General features: G+C 45.5%; 17 protein-coding genes and 2 tRNA genes. 8 read left to right on the top strand and 11 right to left on the bottom strand.

The window, feature by feature from the left end; all coding sequences use genetic code 11:
• Positions 1-146: 146 nt before the first annotated feature.
• Entirely contained in the window at positions 147-1,475 is a 1,329-nt protein-coding gene (locus tag IT291_02275) for a DUF4388 domain-containing protein (GenBank protein MCC6220046.1), read from the bottom strand.
• A gap of 37 nt (positions 1,476-1,512) precedes the next feature.
• Positions 1,513-3,300: a tetratricopeptide repeat protein gene (locus tag IT291_02270; GenBank protein ID MCC6220045.1), complete on the bottom strand. Its 1,788-nt coding sequence runs from the start codon at positions 3,298-3,300 to the stop codon at positions 1,513-1,515.
• 494 nt (positions 3,301-3,794) lie between these two features.
• Here IT291_02270 and IT291_02265 point away from each other — a divergent pair, with 494 nt between their 5' ends.
• The 3 genes from IT291_02265 (at position 3,795) to IT291_02255 (ending at position 6,039) form a co-directional block, all read left to right on the top strand.
• Positions 3,795-5,108 carry a serine/threonine protein kinase gene (locus IT291_02265; GenBank protein MCC6220044.1) on the top strand — a complete coding sequence of 438 codons (1,314 nt, stop codon included), beginning with the start codon at positions 3,795-3,797 and terminating at the stop codon, positions 5,106-5,108.
• 347 nt (positions 5,109-5,455) lie between these two features.
• Positions 5,456-5,653 carry a hypothetical protein gene (locus IT291_02260; protein MCC6220043.1) on the top strand — a complete coding sequence of 66 codons (198 nt, stop codon included), beginning with the start codon at positions 5,456-5,458 and terminating at the stop codon, positions 5,651-5,653.
• 221 nt (positions 5,654-5,874) lie between these two features.
• Entirely contained in the window at positions 5,875-6,039 is a 165-nt protein-coding gene (locus IT291_02255; protein ID MCC6220042.1) for a hypothetical protein, read from the top strand.
• A gap of 47 nt (positions 6,040-6,086) precedes the next feature.
• Here IT291_02255 and IT291_02250 read toward each other — a convergent pair whose 3' ends face one another.
• The 8 genes from IT291_02250 to IT291_02215 form a co-directional block, all read right to left on the bottom strand.
• Positions 6,087-7,136: a Fic family protein gene (locus tag IT291_02250; GenBank protein MCC6220041.1), complete on the bottom strand. Its 1,050-nt coding sequence runs from the start codon at positions 7,134-7,136 to the stop codon at positions 6,087-6,089.
• 97 nt (positions 7,137-7,233) lie between these two features.
• The gene (locus IT291_02245) at positions 7,234-7,971 is read right to left on the bottom strand and encodes a class I SAM-dependent methyltransferase (GenBank protein MCC6220040.1); all 738 of its coding nucleotides are present in this window, start codon (positions 7,969-7,971) and stop codon (positions 7,234-7,236) included.
• The gene (locus IT291_02240) at positions 7,972-9,078 is read right to left on the bottom strand and encodes a type III polyketide synthase (protein MCC6220039.1); all 1,107 of its coding nucleotides are present in this window, start codon (positions 9,076-9,078) and stop codon (positions 7,972-7,974) included.
• 22 nt (positions 9,079-9,100) lie between these two features.
• Entirely contained in the window at positions 9,101-9,697 is a 597-nt protein-coding gene (locus tag IT291_02235) for a YceI family protein (protein MCC6220038.1), read from the bottom strand.
• 25 nt (positions 9,698-9,722) lie between these two features.
• Positions 9,723-11,012 carry a U32 family peptidase gene (locus IT291_02230; protein ID MCC6220037.1) on the bottom strand — a complete coding sequence of 430 codons (1,290 nt, stop codon included), beginning with the start codon at positions 11,010-11,012 and terminating at the stop codon, positions 9,723-9,725.
• A 97-nt stretch (positions 11,013-11,109) separates the two neighbouring features.
• Positions 11,110-12,414 (bottom strand): glycosyltransferase, encoded by a 1,305-nt coding sequence (locus IT291_02225; GenBank protein MCC6220036.1) that lies wholly within the window; start codon positions 12,412-12,414, stop codon positions 11,110-11,112.
• A gap of 3 nt (positions 12,415-12,417) precedes the next feature.
• Entirely contained in the window at positions 12,418-13,659 is a 1,242-nt protein-coding gene (locus IT291_02220) for a polysaccharide pyruvyl transferase family protein (GenBank protein ID MCC6220035.1), read from the bottom strand.
• Positions 13,643-14,773, bottom strand: coding sequence for an NAD(P)-dependent oxidoreductase (locus IT291_02215; GenBank protein MCC6220034.1), 1,131 nt, complete (start codon positions 14,771-14,773; stop codon positions 13,643-13,645). The genes IT291_02220 and IT291_02215 overlap by 17 nt, the downstream gene beginning before the upstream one ends.
• 248 nt (positions 14,774-15,021) lie before the next feature.
• Between IT291_02215 and IT291_02210 the strand changes: the two genes are divergently transcribed.
• From IT291_02210 to IT291_02195, 4 genes are all read left to right on the top strand, one after another.
• Positions 15,022-15,855 carry a hypothetical protein gene (locus tag IT291_02210; GenBank protein MCC6220033.1) on the top strand — a complete coding sequence of 278 codons (834 nt, stop codon included), beginning with the start codon at positions 15,022-15,024 and terminating at the stop codon, positions 15,853-15,855.
• A 168-nt stretch (positions 15,856-16,023) separates the two neighbouring features.
• Positions 16,024-17,433 (top strand): VCBS repeat-containing protein, encoded by a 1,410-nt coding sequence (locus tag IT291_02205; GenBank protein MCC6220032.1) that lies wholly within the window; start codon positions 16,024-16,026, stop codon positions 17,431-17,433.
• Positions 17,434-17,563: 130 nt separating this feature from the next.
• Positions 17,564-17,639, top strand: a tRNA-Val gene (locus tag IT291_02200).
• Positions 17,640-17,748: 109 nt separating this feature from the next.
• Positions 17,749-17,825: transfer RNA gene (locus IT291_02195), tRNA-Asp, on the top strand.
• Here the strand turns inward: IT291_02195 and IT291_02190 are convergent.
• Entirely contained in the window at positions 17,784-18,164 is a 381-nt protein-coding gene (locus IT291_02190) for a transposase (GenBank protein ID MCC6220031.1), read from the bottom strand. The genes IT291_02195 and IT291_02190 overlap by 42 nt on opposite strands.
• A 308-nt stretch (positions 18,165-18,472) precedes the next feature.
• Between IT291_02190 and IT291_02185 the strand changes: the two genes are divergently transcribed.
• A partial coding sequence (locus IT291_02185) for a KilA-N domain-containing protein (protein MCC6220030.1) occupies positions 18,473-19,138 on the top strand: 666 nt, incomplete at its 3' end.

Here is a 19,138-nt window from a genome sequence, read left to right as displayed (position 1 = left end):
TATACCGTTTCCAAAAAGTAAGTTAAATATTTTACTTTTTGGAAACGGTATTTGTTGTTTATTGGCAAGTGCTTACGCACTTGCTGTTTATACCATTTACAAAAATCCTTTTTGTAAATGGTATAATGCGAACATAAGGAGCACCGCTAAATTCCACCACCCTTTGCCGATACGAGCGCCCGAATTGCATCAAACCAAGTTTGCAGCATTGCTGGAAATAGCCAACTTAAAATTGCACAAAAGGCTAGAATAACGCAGACCAAACACAATTCAATAACTCTATCCTGAAAGAAAAATACATTAGCCTCAAATGGCATGCGATAAATTGAGGAAGCAGCGCCAAGCCTAGGAGATTTGCTATCTACATCACCCTCGACGAGCCTCCTTACACCTCGATCAGCTTCCTCTTCACTATTTAGCTCCGGCTCCGCGCCAGGCTCCTCATAAAGTTCATCCCTAGCATCCTCATCTACTGAATAAACCGCAGAGCTCATATCGCCCGGCCCGCCATACTGATTATCACCTAACGATGAGGAATTCACGGTGGTTGGCAGTTCCGCTTCCTCGAGCATACTATCATGTAACGCCTCGTCAGCATCACCACTATCCTCTTGTGGCCCAACAGTAGACAGCATGTCGGCAGCTTCATCTATTAACGCGTCAATGCTATCAAGTTCTTCATCGCTTACCAGCTTGCCGCGCAGGCTTTTACTCTGAACCCCCTCCTCCCGCGCGCCGTTAGCGCTTTTTACATGGCCATTAGTTTTAGCCTCACAGTGAGTGATATCGATTAGGTGTTTGTCGTATAGAGCTAGCAGGGCCTCCTGAAGCTCAAACGTGCTAAGTAAAGTGAAATCGTAAATTTTTTGAATACACCTAACACTGTCCACGCTGTCCCATACTCGGCGCTCGTCGAGCGAACCATCGCCACATGAGGGGCTAAGCCGCTTAACGCCGATATCTACAGAATCCACTCCTCCGAACTTTTCTTTAAAGCGCTTTTCGCTTGCGTCCAACTCCATCATATCCAACAACAACTGCCCAGGCGATAGGGACATGCATAATTTTGGATCGGCCGTTACAATCTTTGATTTGAATTGGAAAAATCCGCTATCTGCGTCGCGCAGGGAATAGAGTATATCTTTTTCGACAGAGTGCTTAGCGCGCAAGAACTCGTCCTCAGTAACTAGTTCCGCATCTACTAGTTGCTCGTATAGAGACTGCATTTCTAGTCCCGCCTCGACTAGAGCATCCCTTTCTCTGGGCGATATTTTTTCCGCCGACATCAGCTTATCACACACCGCATCTACCAGTGGGCTCTCTGCAAACTTGGTTTCAATGATCTTGCCATTTTGAAAAGCAATCTCTATTTGATGAGACATGGCGGAAATTTCCAAAATGCCATGGCGCCTCTTTTGCGAGAGGGTTCTCAAAGCTTGAGTCAGACTATCCTGCGTTAGCACTCCCGAAAGCACGCTCTTACCTCATTTCGTTAGACAAAAACACATTTCACTATTGGCTGACATATTCAGTCTTTGCTCTAAGTAGCGACACCAAGGCTAAAAAGCCGACCATAATTAGACTAATTCCTAGCATGGCGTTTTTTACCAGCGACGGCACTGCCGAATCGCTAATAAATCGAACTGGTTGCCCCAATGCAAACAAAACTAGCGATACGACAAAAATTACTAGCAACATCCCCACACCTGGATGCGGGGAAGATAACACTGGCCCCATTGGCAAACAGCACCACATTTTCGACCTCTCTGATAGTGGATATAAAACGCGGTCGCTATGTCTCCTGCCCTTTCTGCAGTTTAGTAGCCCCAACAGAACTGTAGCGAATCCGCACAGTAACGCGATGTTTATCGATCCATTATTAAGCAGGGCTGCTGCGACGTCGTTTCGGATCTTGCGCTTAGCAGTAGACGGGATTCCCGAAATTGAGAACGGCACGGCAGTAAAGTAGCGAGCGTAGCTCATGTAAAGCGGTGCACTAATAGATACCGCCAGGGGAGTCTCATTGCGAGACGTCGAGAACAACTGCTCATAACGATTGACCCATTCGCTGTCCATGCTGAGCGCTTGAGTGTAGTATGTTCTATAGCCTACAGTATCTAGTAAACCGAGATGCGCCTGTGCGAGATTGTAGGTCAGTTCAATGGCGTTGATTCCGGATTCTTTTGCCTCTTCAAAGTATTTCTTTGCGTTTTCAAAGTCGCCTGCAAGGAATTTTGCAACGCCTAGGTTTATTAGCGCATTAGCGATAATATCTTGCAGACCTGCTTCGCTTCGCTCAATCTTAAGCACCTCATTAAAGTAAAACTCTGCTTGCGACAAATTTCCATCAGCTAAAGCTATTTGGCCCATGGCAAATATGACCAAACTATCGACTGGATTAGCTTTAATTTCCTGCGCCAAAAGTGCTGGCGCCTCTGAATCAAGGCTCTTTGAGTTGGAGTACTCAATTGCGGAGTTTACGGGAGACGCTAGCTGTGCCGAAAGAGTATCGATAATGGAGATGGATAGAGCCCAGGCGACGCAAAGCAAGCCAGCAAAAACGCCTAGTAGCTTACATCCTTTTACGTATCGGCTAAGCACTAGGCACCATACGACGAGCATGCCAAGTATGCCAAACGCCAATGGCCCCAACAACACCAAAGCAAACAACAGTGGACCAGCGATGCCGCGCAGGCGCAAGGGCGCAATGTTTGCCATTGTCGTCAGGATCAACTTACCGTTACATATAAACTGTATAACTGCTAGAGCAATGAGCGATAACGTGCTCGCTACCAGCACGACTATAAGCATACTACCTACTATGGCGAGTACAAAACCAGGCGATAAATGCATAACTGAAATGGCCGTTCCTAGGTTTTTGAGAGACTCCCAATATCCAATTGCGTCACTAAGCATTGCGGCCGAATACCATACTCTGGCACTATGGGGCGATAACTCTGTCGCACGGCGCAGCAAGAACGCTGCCTCTTCGTTCTTAGACCGCGAGGCAAAATTTTTAGCGTACTCTATTAGTCGCAGAGAGTATGATGGCAAGTTAAAATAACCAAAGGAACTCGCCCGCATCGTTAGCCTATCTAACGCATCAGCGCCGTGCGCAAATTCTCCTGCATGAAAAAATTCTATAGCCTGGTTATATAGACCTTCGAGTTCATCAGTTCGCGACACCACAATTCCAGCCGGTGGTGTTTGGACGCTCGCCTCCGACTCCGCATGGGCAACTCTAGGGAAAACAATGCCGAGAAAAACCAAAACTTGAAAAATCCGCAATAAGTGTCGCACAATATAACCTAATCAGAACCTAAGTAGTAATATTTGGCTAACAATAGTCAGATTATTACATCGTCACTAATACCTGAAACTTTTAGCTATTACGTCAAAGCAAAATACATGACAAAAAACTAGGCTTAGAACTTCAAGGATTTAGCAAGATAACTCTCGCATGAAAAAACTAGGAATTCGTGTATTAGGCAGGTATCTTGGCTCATCTGGAAGTGGGATCAATGGCGTCCTGGATCGGACTCGCTGAGATGGCCGTTTAAAATTATTAAACTAACTTGAGAGCTTATACGATAATTAATGATATGTTGTCGCCTCCTTGCGCCTGGCCGGTTGACCTATATGACAAATTGTTGTCATCATCTCGCCGGCGTTAAGTGAAATGGTGTAATATATAGACAGCTGGTCAAAGGAAAATTGTCTTCACGAGCGATATAGAGGGTTTCGTTTTGGCCAGATTTGGCAGTAATTACTGAAGTATCAAGGGTTTTATTTTTTTGGATTTACCTAAGAGCAAGAGCACCTCGGCTTCCTTTGAGCCGGGTTATATTATAGCAGATTCGTATCAGGTAGTTAGGCCCGTTTACAGTTCGTCTACGGGACAGATATACTTATGCCACCGCCTTGAAAATAAAGATGCTCTTGTCCTAATGAAGGTTCTTGAGACGCAAAACCTCGATGCGGATCTTGCGCGGCATTTTAGGACTGAGATAGCGGGCCTCTATTCTGTAGACCATCCCAACGTCGTCCAGTCCTACGAATATATAAATAAAAACGGCTTGCTCGCATACACTATGGAGTATGTGCCAGGGGGGAATCTAGCTACGGTGATTAATCCCCGCCGTCCTTTGGAGCTCGATTTAATAGTTAGCATATTGCGTCAGCTATGCGCTGGATTAGCTGCGATACATCAGGTGGGCATTATTCACCGCGACTTAAAGCCAGAAAACATATTGCTCGACGAAAACATGCATGTAAAGATCGCAAACTTTAGCATTTCGAGAGAAGTTACACCGTCTGGCAAAAGCGGTTGCATTGTGGGCACTATAGAGTATTTGAGTCCTGAGTATTTACAGGATGGCATTGTTGCTCAGTCTTGCGACATTTATGCTTTTGGGGTCATTGCTTACGAGTTAATCACCTCTAGTCTTCCTTTTGAGGGAAGCTCGCCTTTTGAAACGATGAAGCTTAAGACCTCTCATGTGCCCAAATCTCCACATGAGATTCGAAGCTCTTGCCCTATTGAGTTAAGCAATCTAGTCATGAAGGCTCTTGCGAGACACCCAGCCGAGCGCTATCAAAGTGCTAAGGAAATTCTGGCCGATTTGGGACGCATCGCTGTAACTAAAGAAAAGCCCAATACTGAGACCGCTCCGAACGAAGCGACGATCGCGTCAGCTTCATCGATCATAAGGACGTCATCGCCTAACAAGCCCGCATTTTCGGCAACTGAGGAGGCCTCTGAGGACGCTACCTCAGCTTCCCATCCCGCTATTGAACCTAATACTTCGCGCAAGCCTTCTTTTACTAAATCATCCTCCAGTTCTCTCTTGCGCGTGTTAGGTTCTAAAATTACGCCCGATCAGGTCGCCGAGCATTACGTAAAAGCAAATATCACTTCATCTCGTCACCAAGATGGACTGCGCCGAGCAGGCATTCTAATAATAGTAGCCTTTGTTATAGCATGTGGCGTTTTCGTGGCCGGCCGCCTCTATGCAAATGCGAAAGTCCCTTCTATTACGACTTCCTCAGCAACGATGCAAACAAAGACGACGGCAGGCAAAGCCACAAAAAAACCTCAGTCGATTTAAGTCGCCAACAAGACTGCTTTTTTTTCATGCGCTGCAATACTAGATCTGCATTTTGCAAAGGCTATACCGTTTCCAAAAAGTAAGTTAAATATTTTACTTTTTGGAAACGGTATTTGTTGTTTATTCGCAAGTGCTTACGCACTTGCTGTTTATACCATTTACAAAAATCCTTTTTGCAAATGGTATAAGTGTTTGCGTTCGTTACACATTCACAGTGGCCCCATTGAACGCTCTTTCCTTTGCCATAACGCTTAACTCTCAAGTCGCCCTTTCTAAAGGCCGATAAACAATTAAATGTGAAACTTTCTCTAGCAGTTTTACTCTCATGGAATGAGGAGCAAGCGATTATGGGCAGGCCGTTTTACCCTCACGAAATTGACGATCCGGATCTCGACTGGCTAGTCAGCAATTTTCTCTACGAACGGCCCGACTTTTTGCCCGTAGAATACGGCTTGCTTCCACTAGTTCTCATTCCACTACCAGAAAACCACCCCCATAAGCATCTACTAGAGCAAAAAGACAGCGAAACATTGGATCACGAGTAACTGCTAAAGCTACCCTCATAAATATAAGCATAGTCTTGCAATTGCACAGGCGGCTATAGTAATAACTCATACTAACAGTTTAAATTTTTGCTAAAACTTCATACAGCAATTCAAAGCCGCTCTTTAAAAAGCTTCAAATAGGAGGATGACTGAACGTGCTGCTGTTGATTTGCACATTTAAATGATCTCGCACGTGGGGGGAGAGGAAGGAATAACGTTTTATGAATAATAATACCCAACTAGGGCATGAGGTAAACACCGTCATAACCTTACTAGAAAGGACCGTCGATCAGATGGGCTTGTCCCCAGCTGAAAAAATGAATGTTAACGAAACCCTAAGGACGTACAAACATTTTTATGTTCTGGCGTCCCAGAAGAGGCAATAAGAAATAAACATAGGTTAAAAACTCCGGGTGACTCCCCCCACCCACACTCAAGAACGCCTAACCTTCCAGCGTGCGCCGCGCCCTTGGCCGCTTAGCTCAAGCAGTCCCGAGTTCTTAAGCTCTGCGAAAACTTTCTTAATCAGTTGTGGGCTCGACGTTTCTACTTGGCTTTTTATATCTGCCAGCGAAAAAGTATCCCGCTGACTTAAAATGACTTGTTTAAGTAGCTCGCTTTTCCCACGGGATTGTCCCTCCCTAACTTTTACGCGTTCTGCTAACTCGCCATAAGCATCTCTTACTACGCCCAAAAAATAATTCCAAAAGTAGGAAACCTCGTGATTCCCTTCGTGCCAGTTTTTGGAGCTATCCTTTAAAGCCTGGTAATATCCTTCCTTTGTAACCTCGATAATTCGCTCTAGACTAACAAAGCTACCGACGAGATAGTTGTGCTGGCAGAGAAGAAGCAATGTAAGTAGTCGCGACACTCGACCATTGCCATCGCGAAAGGGATGAATGCACAGAAAGTCGAGCACAAAGGATGCGACAGCGAGCAAGTCCGGCAATAGCTGCTGCTCGGTGACATGTCGATACCCCAAGCAGAGCTGCTGCATGGCTTCTGGCGTATTTTCCGGAGATACGGGAACAAAGCGCACAACCCGCGTTCCATTTGGCAAGAGTTCGATGATCTCGTTATTCCTTTTTTTCCAGTCCCCAGCATCGCCAGAAAAGCCTGATTGGGACAGGTAATGCAGATGGCAGATTGTATCTGCATCTATGGAAATTGACGAATGCTTAGCGTGAATCCAGTCCAAAGCACGACGATACCCAAACACCTCTTCTTCCGAACGATCGCGTGGCGCAGTCCTTTCCGCCAGAAGTGGCATTAGCCGTTCTTTGTCGACCGTAACACCCTCGATGCGGTTAGATGATTCTGCAGACTGAATAATGGCAAGTTCGCGAAGCGCTTGGAGTGTTTCCGCTTTAGTTTGAAGCCAAAGATCCTGCTTCCCTCGCGCCTCCATGCAGGTTCCTAACAGCCAAGAAGTGCCCACCGGAATCTCTAAGCCAGACAAGAATTTAGCTTGGAATGAGTTCATACAACCCGATAGTAGCTAATTAGTAGCCCATTATCAACTACGAATAGCCATTTCATGTAAATGATTTAGAAAATATGTGTCTTCCGTTCGCCAATGCTCACGACCCACCGAACTTCGTCAAAACTATCATCTCCATCATCCCCAACAAAAATCGCCGTCGCTTAACAACTTGAAAACCAGTCTGCTCTAGCAATTTTCCCAGCGCCCGCGTATCGAGATATGCTGGAAGACTGTCTGAAATGTATCCGTGAATTTGGGGATCTCCGTGGAGGATAATTCCCCATAAACTCCCCCAAAACCTTAAGAGCCAATACTGCATTACTTGCAAACATCGATTGACTGGCTTAGCGAAGTCTAGAAAGGCTGCCGTGCCGCCGGGCTTTAGTATGTTGTGAATTTGGCGAAGTGTTTCAGCCAAATCCGGAGCATTGCGAATGGCATAACTTGCCGTAATAATGTCAGCAGTCCCCTTTTTAACTTTTAGGTCGCCAATATCTTGTTGCTCGAATTTAACGTTCTTAAAACTATTGCGCTTGTTTGCAACTTCTAGCATGCGCGGAGTAATGTCTAGGCCTAAAATCTGCCCCTGTGGATATTTCTTAGCCAAGAGAAATGCAATGTCGCCAGTTCCGCACGCTAGGTCTATGCATATAGGCTCTGCAAGTAACGGCAAAGCACTCACTAAAGTGCGTTTCCAATAAGAGTCTAGCCCCAAAGATAAAAGCTTTGTGCCAATGTCATAGCGCGACGCAGCCTCGCTAAAATGCCGCTCGTTATATAACCTCTTTCCCTCAGGAGTCCCCAGCTCATGCTTAACACCCCTCCTACTAGCCATTTAACGCTCTCTCCTAGCCGTAAGCATTCCACATGCCACCGTTAGCCCTGGCCCGAACGCTAAAGCACATACCTCCTCTCGCTCAGAATCGCTCTGCCTTTCTAGAATCTCCTTAAGCACAAACAGTATGGTAGCACTACTCATATTGCCATATTGGCGCAAAACTTCCCGGGAAGCGGCAATCTGTGAGGACACGAGCCCTAAACTCTCCTCTACCTTGTCGAGAATGGACTTCCCGCCTGGATGCACAGCCCAAGTATCAACTGATTCTACTCCATGCCAATCTACTCCTAGCGCACTCGCTATAACTGGTCGAATGTTTGCGCCAATGATGCGCGGAACGTATTTCGATAGGAGAATTGAGAAACCATTATCGCCGATGCGCCACGCCATCTCTCCTTCGCTATTTGGTACGAGCACATTTGCAATAGCACCGAGCTCAAAAAAAGCAGGCGAGACCGGAGGCACGGCACTTATTATTGCTGCCGCAGCTCCATCGGCAAAAACCGCATTAGCAACCAACACATCCATCTCACTAGAAATTTGCAGATGCAGCGAACAGAGCTCCACGCATACGACGAGCACTCTTGCACTGCTATCCGCGGCACAAAATTGTGCGGCCATGCTCATAGCCGGGAACGCGCCATAACAACCCATGAAGCCTAAGTGATAGCGCCACACAGTGCCTCGCAAATTTAGCGCCCGCATAATTGCAATATCTAGACCTGGATTATAAAAACCCGTACAGGACACAGTAATTAAATGCGTAATATCTGCGCTCTCTATTCCACGGCATCCATCCACTGCCGCTCTTGCCACATCGACTGCCAATGGTTCCGCCTCGCGAATAAAAATGTCGTTTCTAGCACCTGTAGACGGCTCCGAGGGAAGGCCGTTATCCCATTTGGGGAAAAAACTCGTATCGCCAATTGCGTTAAAATTAGGAACTACGCTGTATCGCTTTAGAATCCCAGATTCCTTATAAATGGCTCCAATGTATCGATGCGCCTTTGTATCGCGAGTAAAACGCATCATAGCTTCCTCGGCCTCTGCTTGAGAATAGCAATGTTTTGGAACTAATGTTTCAATTGTGTGGATAAAAGCCATTTGGCAATATTCCGCTAGCGCATTATAAGTCGAGCTGAAAAGTTATCTCAACATCCCGCTTAACGCGCGCAATTATAATGGAGGGATCCTCCACGCCAAAAGCACTCCAATCAATGCCAAACTTCCCACTAACGCGGTATTTGCCGTTAACTTTGCTTAAAGAGCCCAGAATAAGCATCTCTTGCTCTACATCTCTAATACTAAGCTTACCCTTCAATGTTAAATCGCACTGCTTTTGATTTTCTAAAACCTCTAACGGACATAAACCATCCACGGAGCTTAAACTAAACTTAATCTGCGGATATGTAGAAGCGGCCATTACATTACGCATCTTCTTGTCGCGAGGCCCATTGTCGGTATCGAGTTTCTCAACCGGAATCACTACTTCTCCCCTAACCGAGGAATAATTCCCCAAATCTTCTAACCATACCTTGCCATTAACTGCCTCAGCTACTCCATGAACTTTATGCCAGGTCGTATCCACCTCAAATGTAATATTGGTGTTCTTAGCGCTTAAATCCTGTGGTAAGTTCCAAAAAGTCTCATCGCCAAAACTATTTGCTGGCCAGCAAAAAACCACAAATAAGCCAATTAACAACCTTCTAACGCGCTCTAACATTCACGTCCCCTCTCTTTCTTCTCTCTCAGTTACTTTTTACATAATTCCACATACTGCCAGTCTCTAAATCCTTATCAATAGCCTCATGCAGCGCCAAACAATCGCTTTTGTACGACGAATCTATCTTTACAGCTCTACCAGCAACGTCGTGACAATACCTGCAATGCTCGCAATCGACATCTCTACATCCGACTTTTAAGAATCTATCGATAAAACCATCTAAACTGCGATTATCTATGTATACCGGCGCATCCCCTTTTATTGCCGTGAGCATTCCCTTTCGCTCACTTAACTTGCGAATAGAATTTAGCTTGAACACGTTTACCTTAAAAGGCCGCAACAGAAATTTTAGCCGCCACAGCAAGGCTTTCTTACTAGCGCCACCACCTCTAAAAACCTCTTCATCCTTCCCACTGCTCGCACCGGCTGCACCGGTGGTAGCGCCATTTTTCTGCTGATGCCCATAGGGTTGAATTAAATCGATTAAATTTCCTTCGTACTTCCTCTCGCTATAGGCCTTTACTCGATTGACCATAACCGCAGTAGGCAAATTCCTCTCTACTAACTTGAATCGCTTAAATCCTATTTCCTCGTAACAATGAATGTCTTCTGGCCTTATCCAATCCGAGCGAATGTAATTGACGGGATCTTTTAGCTTAAGCTTGGAGCACTCGAGTAAGCAGTGATCGATTACAAACCCCTTGTTTACGTGCTTTGATTGAGAGCTATGGGCCAGAAGAGTCATATGCGTGGGCGAAAGAGAACAAGACTGCAAGCAATTATTATTTGCCAATAGCTCGAGCTCACAGCTAACGCTTTTTCGAAGCTGCTTAAGCGTCTTAAACTCCCTGTTTACGGTTAGAGAATCCAGACAAATTACATCTGCTCCCAAATCCTCCCAATACTTTGCCTTGCGGGGATGGTCGACATTTGCAAAGACCGACACCCTGACATTAAGCTGCGGATAATTCTTCTTAACAATCCTTAATAGCAATGGATTGCTAAGGGTCACCGCGCTAACCTCTATTGACGAAACCCAATCTAATAATTCCCTAATAGCCTTTTGGCCACGCCGAGTCGTTTCTATGTTGTCCAAGCAAGCAGCATTTAGGAGATAATTAAAGCCGATGCCATTCTGCTTCGCTAAAGCAACATGCCTAGCTAGCTTCTTTCTGTCAGTCGGAGCTAGCATATAACTCGAGCGCCCACCGCCGACTATATCCGACGTGAGCTTGCCATAAACTTCCACAACGGGATAATCTTTAAGCCTTAGAATAAGCTCATCGTCAAAATTTGAAGCTACAGAAAGTTCCATTTGTTTTATTATGCGCCCCTCACAAAGGTTCAGCCAGGGCTGCCAATCCACATCTTTAAAAAAAAGATAATTTTTTTCCGAAAACACCACACATTAGTCAGCTTTCGCTGGCATAGGCCACTTGCTGGGAATTATCAAAACTGGACAGAGCCTCGACATCAACTAGATGCATAATTGGCTTATAAAGCTCATAAAGTGCTTGCCTAAAATTGGCAAAGCCAAATCGCGTTTCTACTAGTTCCTTACTTTTTTGTATCAGCTGTTTTCTGCGAGCAAACGCTATCGCAGATGAGTCCAGAGACTGCGTTAGTGCTTCGCAAAAACTCTCCTCATCGAGGTCGAAGAGATAGGAACATTCGTCGGAAAGAACTTGCGTATGCGACAATATCCTAGACGCCAGTATTGGCTTTTCAGCAGCCATATAGCTGTAAATTTTTAGCGGCGTATTACTTCCGCTAAGTCGAGGCGAAACCAATATATCGGCAACTTGCAAATAGTGCGGTACCTCACTAGATGGCTTAAACCCAAGAAAGCGAACATCGTCGGCCACTCCTAGTTTTTGCGCTAGAGCCATATACGACAATAAAGTCCTTTCCTCTTCTGTGCCTCCACCGACAATGGCTAATACAACCCGTTTTTTTTGTTTATCACAAGCGGTTTCCGACTGACGCGAGCAATAATTGGCAAAGGCCCTGATCAAGAATTCAATGCCCTGATAAGAAGCGAGATTTCCGGTATAGAGCATGAGTTTCGCGTCATCTAGATTTAGTTCTCTACGTATCCTACTTTCCAGATAGCTCGTGTGAGGAACCTCGGAACTAAATGGCAAATCCGTTGCAGTATAGGCGGGAACTTTAGGCGCTATAGAACGAGAGCGCTCGGTCATTGCATCTGCTACCGTTACTACCCCAGAAGAATTGCGAATGCACCAAGCTTCAATCTTATCAAAGCGCTGCACTATTGGCGGCGAACCATAAAACCTCGATTTTTCAAGCTGCTCTCGCATAGCCGAATGCATATCCATGAAATACGGGATCTCGTGTTTCCTTGCCAAAGTAGCGGCAATAATCGCGGCCTCTTCAATGCCATGAATTGCCACGTACGCATTCTTTCTCGGCAGCGACATAGCCCTAAAAAATAATGCCAAGTCGAGCGCACACTTGCGAAAAGACGGCCCAATCGGAACTTTTTTTACTAATGGGATTTTAAAGCCGCGATAAATGCGAACTCCGTTGATACAGACGTCACTGCCTAAGGGGTAGCTAAGTAAATCTACTTCAAAACCAAACGATGTAATTACCTCAACGGTATTTTTAACCCGCAAAGGACTCCCCCTATCAGCCATAAACGGCTGAGGAGAAATAAACAAAATTCTAGGCGCACTGCGAAGAACGTCTCTCATACTTTAACCACAAGCCACTCCTTTCTGCGCACTTTCCTGAAACGACTCCCAGAAACTTGCAAACTCGCGCTCATGTTCTAACGCACTCACCAATACCGCTGCACGGCGGGCATGGTTCTTTAGAACCGGAATTACGGCGTTAAGGCATTTTCTTATCTCGCTTCTAGCCCTCCAGCCCTCGACTACGTGGCTTACTAGAGCTGATTCGCTAAACTGCGAAAAGGGAAGCATATGTTCGCTAAGTTTTAGCGTATCGAAATAGTATTTGCATTTTGGCTGATAAGCTAGCCCCAGCGTAGGCGTTAATTCTGAGGTTGCAAGAATCATTGCGTGGAGGCGCATTGCAAACAACAAAGACACTTGGCCAAGCACCCCTTTTACGTCGTAATGGCTATAGTCGGCGTTATTTATTTCGCAAACCGGCTTAGATGAATTTACTCCCTCCATTACTGCCTTAGTAATATCTCGGTCGTGATGCTGAGTAGTGACAAATAGCATTTGCACGTCGAGTTCCTTAGCGATTTTGCTAAGTGCATTTTGATACGTCTCGACAAATTTCTTAGCGCCCATAGAGGGTCTCTTCGGACGTGCCCAAGTATCGATATACCTGTTTACATTTACCGCCAAAATCTCCTTCTCCGGGTCTAATCCCAAATTGCGAATTATCTTTTGGCATCTTTCCTTAGGTGAAGATTTTACGGTAAGGGCAGCATCGGCGGTTAACAGCATGCGTTCGCGGGAAACTCCAACATCGAGAAGTGTCTCTAGAGAACCCTGGTCTCTTACCGTTATAAAACTAGCCATATCAGCTAATTCTCTTACCATCCGTTTCCCCGCACTACAGTCAAAAGGCCCGACGCCGACATTATAAAAAGCCATTTTTGCCCCTCGCTTGAGGGCTTGCGGTAAAAGTACTCTTAACGTCGACATGTAGTTAAAAAGCGGATTATACAAGGAGCGATCGAATAAAATATTATCAAAAATTAAGGAAAGTTCGCACCTCCTAAGTGAACGCAAAGTGGGAATGCCTAACATATTTAATGACCCGCACCACGGAAGCATTGACACGGCAGTAACGTCATTCTGATAGTTAGCACTGATAAAAGCTGGACGGCTCGTAGGAATCTCGTAGTGAAGGCGCCGCTTGCAAGCTGCATCGACCTCATCCATAATTCCCGATAACAGCGCAGCATCTCCAGCATTTCTGCCAGAAGACGACCCCAATAAACTAATAGAGTTTATCATTTCCCCTTAACCTCTCTTCTCCGTCTTTCATTTGAGCACTTACTTGTTCATTTTGCGACTGACACCCTTTTCGTACATCTGCCAGTGTAGTTTTCGATCTCAACAGACCTTGTGCTACGTACCAACGAGCAGTAGCGCGCAAACCTTCTTCGTTAGAAAACTTCGGCGTAAACTGTAAAACATTCTGCATTTTCTTCGTAGAAAAGGAGCGATCCTTAGTGTAAAAGGCGACGCGGCGACGATATATAGGCGGCTCTATGCCAAAAGGCTTACACAAGGCTTCACAAATATCTGCAAGGACGAAAAATGGGCCAACTGGAATCCTCAGAACGCGAGGATGGGAACCTATTTCACTTGCCACAACTTGCACGATGTCTTCGAGTGGAATAGATTGCTCGTTACCTACGATTATTGCTTCTCCTAGCGCCTTTTCGTTCAAAGCTGCTAGCAGTATCGCATCAGTCAAATCGTCTACATGAATGAGATGATATAGACACTTTCCCTTCCCGAGAATTGGGAAATAAGGCCAGGCCGCCATTTTAAAAACTTTTAACAATCTCTTATCACCTGGACCAAAGATTCCCGTTGGCCGAATGATAGTAAATGGCAAAGAATTTTTTTCTGCAAAACCCCTTAACCAAACCTCCGCCTCAAGCTTTGTGCGTTGATATTCATCCCCTGGCGCATAGGGCGAACTCTCGTCGCCCGGCGGATTCTCAATATGCCCATGTACGCCCATAGTTGAGACATGAACAAAACGCCTAAATGACTCTTGTTTAACAGCCTCCTCGGCCAGCAGTTTTGTGCTTAGAACGTGAACGCGCGAATATTCTTCTTGAGCAATTTTTGCTTCGCGAAAGGCGGCTGCTACATGAAAGACATAATTTACCTCTGACATAGCCTCTTTAATGAGAGCTTCGTCATAAACATTCCCGCGATACCACTTAATGGGAAGCTCTGCCAAAGAATCCAACTTAGAACTCTCGCGCGCAATTGCGTTAACGCTTAAACCCATTGCACAAAGTTTTTCTGCAAGCACATGGCCTGTAAAACCAGTTGCACCAGTTATCAGCACCTTGCTACCGACGGGGATAGACGAAGCAATCAGATTCATAATAATAATCAACCCTAAGCAATTGCAGGAATTGAGCAGTTGTGCCACGTAGAAAAATTTTTTGGTTTTTTCTGATTAGCACAGCTCGCTTCGCCGATAGGCGAAACGGAAAAGCCAAGAGTATTGTTTATGCGGCGTATGAATACAATACAAATGTTAGCTATTTTTAAAAAATACTATAAGGATGATAGTGGATTTTATGCCAATATTCAAGTGAGTAAAACCATGGAGCATAGGAAAAATTAATAATGTCGGCTATTTGCGACTGTCACGTTCACTTTTACCCCACGTACGACATTTCTCTGGCTTTAGAAATGGCCTGGACTAAGTTGGAAACTGCCAGGGTATCGGCGGAGCTTCCTTCGAAAACGACTAAAATTTTATGCTTAACAGAAAGACATGACTGTTTTTTCTTCGATGAGCTAATAAACAAATTGCCCGAGGGCGATTCCCCCTCTACGTATAAAATAAGGCCTACCAAAGAGAACTGTTCGCTTAGATTAGAACTCATGAGCAAGGAACGCCATGGGAGCGAGCGAAGGGAATTAATAATAGTTGCGGGAAGGCAAATTGTTACTAGCGAGCGAATAGAGGTATTGGCCCTCGCCTCTAACTTGCGTTTAGCAGATGGCCTTTCTTTTAGCGAAGTATATCAGCAGGTTCAGCAAGCTAACGGCATTTGCGCTATCAACTGGGCTCCTGGAAAATGGTTTTTTAGACGAGGTGAAATAATTCGGTCGCTCATTGCTTCAAAGGATTTTCCTAAACTTTTTCTAGGGGATACAACTTTGCGCCCAACAATATGGCCTAAACCTAATCTCATGCGCCGGGGCGAATCGTTGGGGCGAAAAATACTTTCCGGCTCGGATCCATTACCGCCTAGAGGAGAGGAAGACTACATAGGTAGTTATGGCATCGTAGTTCCTGAAATTATTTCGGCTGAATATCCAGCTAAAAGTTTGCGCGACTTTCTACTCAGTTCAACGGGGCCGTTCACTACATTTGGGAAAAGGGGAAGTTCAGTCGAAGTTTTTTGGCGCATTTTTAAGCACGAGTACCTTGCCTTCAAAAACAAGCACTAAACCATGCGGCAAATAAGAATATTTCCAATGCATAATAGTTTAAGTTGTATTAAGCTAACCAAACTTTTGTGCGTACGCCTATTGTTGCTTGAAGCTAGAGGTGGCTTGGCTGGTGCGTATTGTATACTAATTAGAACAACAACTGCAGTAACTCTTATGGCATGAACGATGAAATACAATAAAACTCTTAGCTTAATTTTTTTCCTGTCTGCGCTTTCCTTGCTTCAGCCTGCGCAAAGTGGCGCAGCCGTTCCAGGCGACTACGATGCTGATAGCAAGACCGACATCGTCGTTGCTAGGTCTATTAACGGCTATTGGCACTGGTTTATTCGCTACGCGACTGGAGCAGAAAGTCAACCGTTGCTTTTCGGTCTGTCGAATGGCGTAAGCAACGACACTTTACTAGCTGGCGACTATAACGCCGATGGAAGTTTTGAGCCGACAGTAGTTCGGACCGAAACAAATGGTTTGCTGAACTGGTATTCAAGACTTTTAGACGGCAGTGCCTCTGTCACCCAGTGGGGGCTTGCTAACGACACGCCTCTGGGAGCTAAATTCGGCATTTCTGGTGGAACTGACCGGGTTGTAGTTCGCAATTTAAACGGTCTTCTCTACTGGTATATTTACGGGCGAGGCAATGACGGACTGCAGTGGGGCATTGCGGGAGACTCTATTTTTGCAGCCGATTTTACGAGCGACGGAGTAGACGAGCTAGTGGTAGCACGAAAGGAGGGAAATTATTTTACCTGGTACATACGAGATCTTAGCGGTGGGTTCTCAAAAGTTGTTTCCTGGGGCTTTTCATCAGATACTCCACTTCCGCCTACAGATTTTAGCGGAGATGGGAAGGCGGACATTATCGTATCCAGAAAAGATCCACATTTTCTAAATCACTATATCAATTATACTGACTTAGGTATTAGTCACAGTTTATTGTTAGGTTTAGCAACTGATACGCCATATACGGGATTTTTTACCCAAGCGCAGCACGCGGAAATTGCCGTTGCTAGAGAGCTTCCGGGAAGCCTAAATATGCATTTCGTTCGCTTTGCGCTCCAAGATTACCTCGCGTTAATTTCCTTTGGCTTAACAGGCGACACTTTAGTGCGACCGGATGGGCGAGGAATGTTGCTCGCAGATCAGAAGGCTAACGACAGCGATGGCAACAATACTGACAATAATGGAGGAGGCGGCAGTAGTAGTGGCAAGCTGGGCAGTGTTTGCAAACAGATTGTTCCTGTAAAACAAGGATTCCTCTGGAAGCCTTCTTCGGATCACTCCGGTTATCCGCGCGAAGGCCGGCCGGCAGCGCTTTTTTCGTCTAGCAAGCCTGGAGACAGTTGCTTATCCGTATATGCTTCAGATGGCAGCGAACTTACTACCATGGGCCTCTATGAATACAGCGGCAAGTACGGTGGTCGATGGTATTCTGGTTGGGGATGCGGGAAGCTATGGTATGGGTCAAAGATGGCCGAAGAGGCTAAGTCTAGAACTGGCAAGCCAGATGTATACCTTGAACGCGGAAACGGCGCATGTATTGGCCCATTCGATCCGCGCAATAGAAACGGCGCTCGATAAGAGGCTAAGAATTTTTTTACGGGCGTGACCAAACCACGCCCGTAAAAAAAGACAAAAACGAGTTGACTATCTCTGCCCAATTTGGGTAACCTTAGTGCCCTCATAAGGTAGCGTTTGAGAATGTCTAATTGGGCGGTTAGCTCAGCTGGGAGAGCATCGGCCTTACAAGCCGAGGGTCGCAGGTTCAAGCCCTGCACCGCCCACCACAAATTTCTCATTGTTTCGCGTCTCATTTCCAAAATGAGATTCCCTCTTGGTCTTGCCTTAAGTGCATAAGGTGGGGTACACAGAGATGCTTGCGAGTTACTATGATGCGGGGCGGTAGTTCAGTTGGTTAGAACGCCAGCCTGTCACGTTGGAGGTCGCGGGTTCAAGTCCCGTCCGCCCCGCCATTCGACACAAATTGAAAATAAAGCAGTTTCATAAGTTACCTCGGAAAGATCCTCGTCAAAGAACGAATACTGAAAAGCACCGCGGACGATCAACGATTCAATTTGAGGCTTGGTTATCGCCGTAATGTAGTGAAAATCATGCTCACTTAAGGCAGCAATCTGAGGAGCTTTAATCATTCCTCTGTCGCCAACCAAAGTAACGCTTTCTGCTCCAAAGCGATGAGCTAATTTTTTTACTTGAGAAAAAAAGGTCGAAGCGTCTCCAGTATTTCCGGGGAAAACTTCAATAGACAGAGGATCTCCATGAGAATCGCAAAGCAGTCCAACGACAATTTGCATTTTGCCACGCTTCTTGGAAGCACTAATGGCCTGGGTCAGCCAACGATTTCATCATCATTTCACTCAATTCAATTTCGTGTTATACCATTTACAAAAAGTGAAATATTTAACTTACTTTTTGGAAACGGTATATCGTTTCTACATTGAAAAATGAAAAAACAGTTGATCACAAGCCTTCATAGAAACTTTGAGAACTTTGTTCACCGCGAAGATGGTGTTGAGTTCTGGTTTGAGGAAGCGAACCATTTTCTTAACGCCACGAAATTGGTGAGCACTTGTATGGGTGATTTTTCTCAGGGAGGTGCTCAATGGGAAAGATAAAAGTTTTAGATCGGGAAATCGCTCTCCGCACAGTCAACGATGAAGACTTCATCTCTTTGACAGATATTGCTCGATATAAAAACGAAGATGGCTCCGATGATATCATTCGTAACTGGCTTCGCAATCGTAATACTCTTGAATTCTTGGGTATTTGGGAACGCCTCAATAACCCCAATTTCAAACCCGTCGAATTCGACGGGTTTAGAAACCAAGCTGGATTAAACAGTTTCACTCTAAGCCCTAAGCAGTGGGTAGAGAAGACAGGCGCCATCGGTATCAGTTCAAAGGCCGGTCGCTACGGCGGAACTTACGCTCATAAAGATATTGCTTTCGAGTTCGCTTCCTGGGTTTCAGTAGAGTTCAAGCTCTACTTAATTAAAGAGTTTCAACGGTTAAAAGAAGAGGAAAGGGAAACTCTCGGTTGGGATATTAAACGCAACCTCGCCCGCATCAACTACCGCATACACACCGATGCGATCAGAACTAATCTTATTCCCGAACGCCTAAGTGAAAAAGCGACATCTCTTGCATACGCCTCTGAAGCTGACGTTCTTAATCTGGCGCTATTTGGGTTCACCGCAGCTCAGTGGCGTTCTGCGAATAGAGACAAGCAAGGTAATGTACGTGATTATGCTGAAGTATCTCAGCTTGTT

It is taken from the genome of Deltaproteobacteria bacterium (assembly GCA_020845775.1).
Taxonomy (GTDB): domain Bacteria; phylum Bdellovibrionota_C; class UBA2361; order SZUA-149; family JADLFC01; genus JADLFC01.
Note: the sequence above shows the minus strand (reverse complement) of the source record. Positions and strands in the feature narration are given on the sequence as shown.

Excerpts from the sequence above, each read along its gene's own strand:
- IT291_02260 (MCC6220043.1), top strand. The coding sequence starts at position 5,456 with ATGGGCAGGCCGTTTTACCCTCACGAAATTGACGATCCGGATCTCGAC.
- IT291_02255 (MCC6220042.1), top strand. The coding sequence starts at position 5,875 with ATGAATAATAATACCCAACTAGGGCATGAGGTAAACACCGTCATAACC.
- IT291_02250 (MCC6220041.1), bottom strand. The coding sequence starts at position 7,136 with ATGAACTCATTCCAAGCTAAATTCTTGTCTGGCTTAGAGATTCCGGTG.
- IT291_02245 (MCC6220040.1), bottom strand. The coding sequence starts at position 7,971 with ATGGCTAGTAGGAGGGGTGTTAAGCATGAGCTGGGGACTCCTGAGGGA.
- IT291_02240 (MCC6220039.1), bottom strand. The coding sequence starts at position 9,078 with ATGGCTTTTATCCACACAATTGAAACATTAGTTCCAAAACATTGCTAT.
- IT291_02235 (MCC6220038.1), bottom strand. The coding sequence starts at position 9,697 with ATGTTAGAGCGCGTTAGAAGGTTGTTAATTGGCTTATTTGTGGTTTTT.
- IT291_02230 (MCC6220037.1), bottom strand. The coding sequence starts at position 11,012 with ATGGAACTTTCTGTAGCTTCAAATTTTGACGATGAGCTTATTCTAAGG.
- IT291_02225 (MCC6220036.1), bottom strand. The coding sequence starts at position 12,414 with ATGAGAGACGTTCTTCGCAGTGCGCCTAGAATTTTGTTTATTTCTCCT.
- IT291_02220 (MCC6220035.1), bottom strand. The coding sequence starts at position 13,659 with ATGATAAACTCTATTAGTTTATTGGGGTCGTCTTCTGGCAGAAATGCT.
- IT291_02215 (MCC6220034.1), bottom strand. The coding sequence starts at position 14,773 with ATGAATCTGATTGCTTCGTCTATCCCCGTCGGTAGCAAGGTGCTGATA.
- IT291_02210 (MCC6220033.1), top strand. The coding sequence starts at position 15,022 with ATGTCGGCTATTTGCGACTGTCACGTTCACTTTTACCCCACGTACGAC.
- IT291_02205 (MCC6220032.1), top strand. The coding sequence starts at position 16,024 with ATGAAATACAATAAAACTCTTAGCTTAATTTTTTTCCTGTCTGCGCTT.
- IT291_02190 (MCC6220031.1), bottom strand. The coding sequence starts at position 18,164 with ATGCAAATTGTCGTTGGACTGCTTTGCGATTCTCATGGAGATCCTCTG.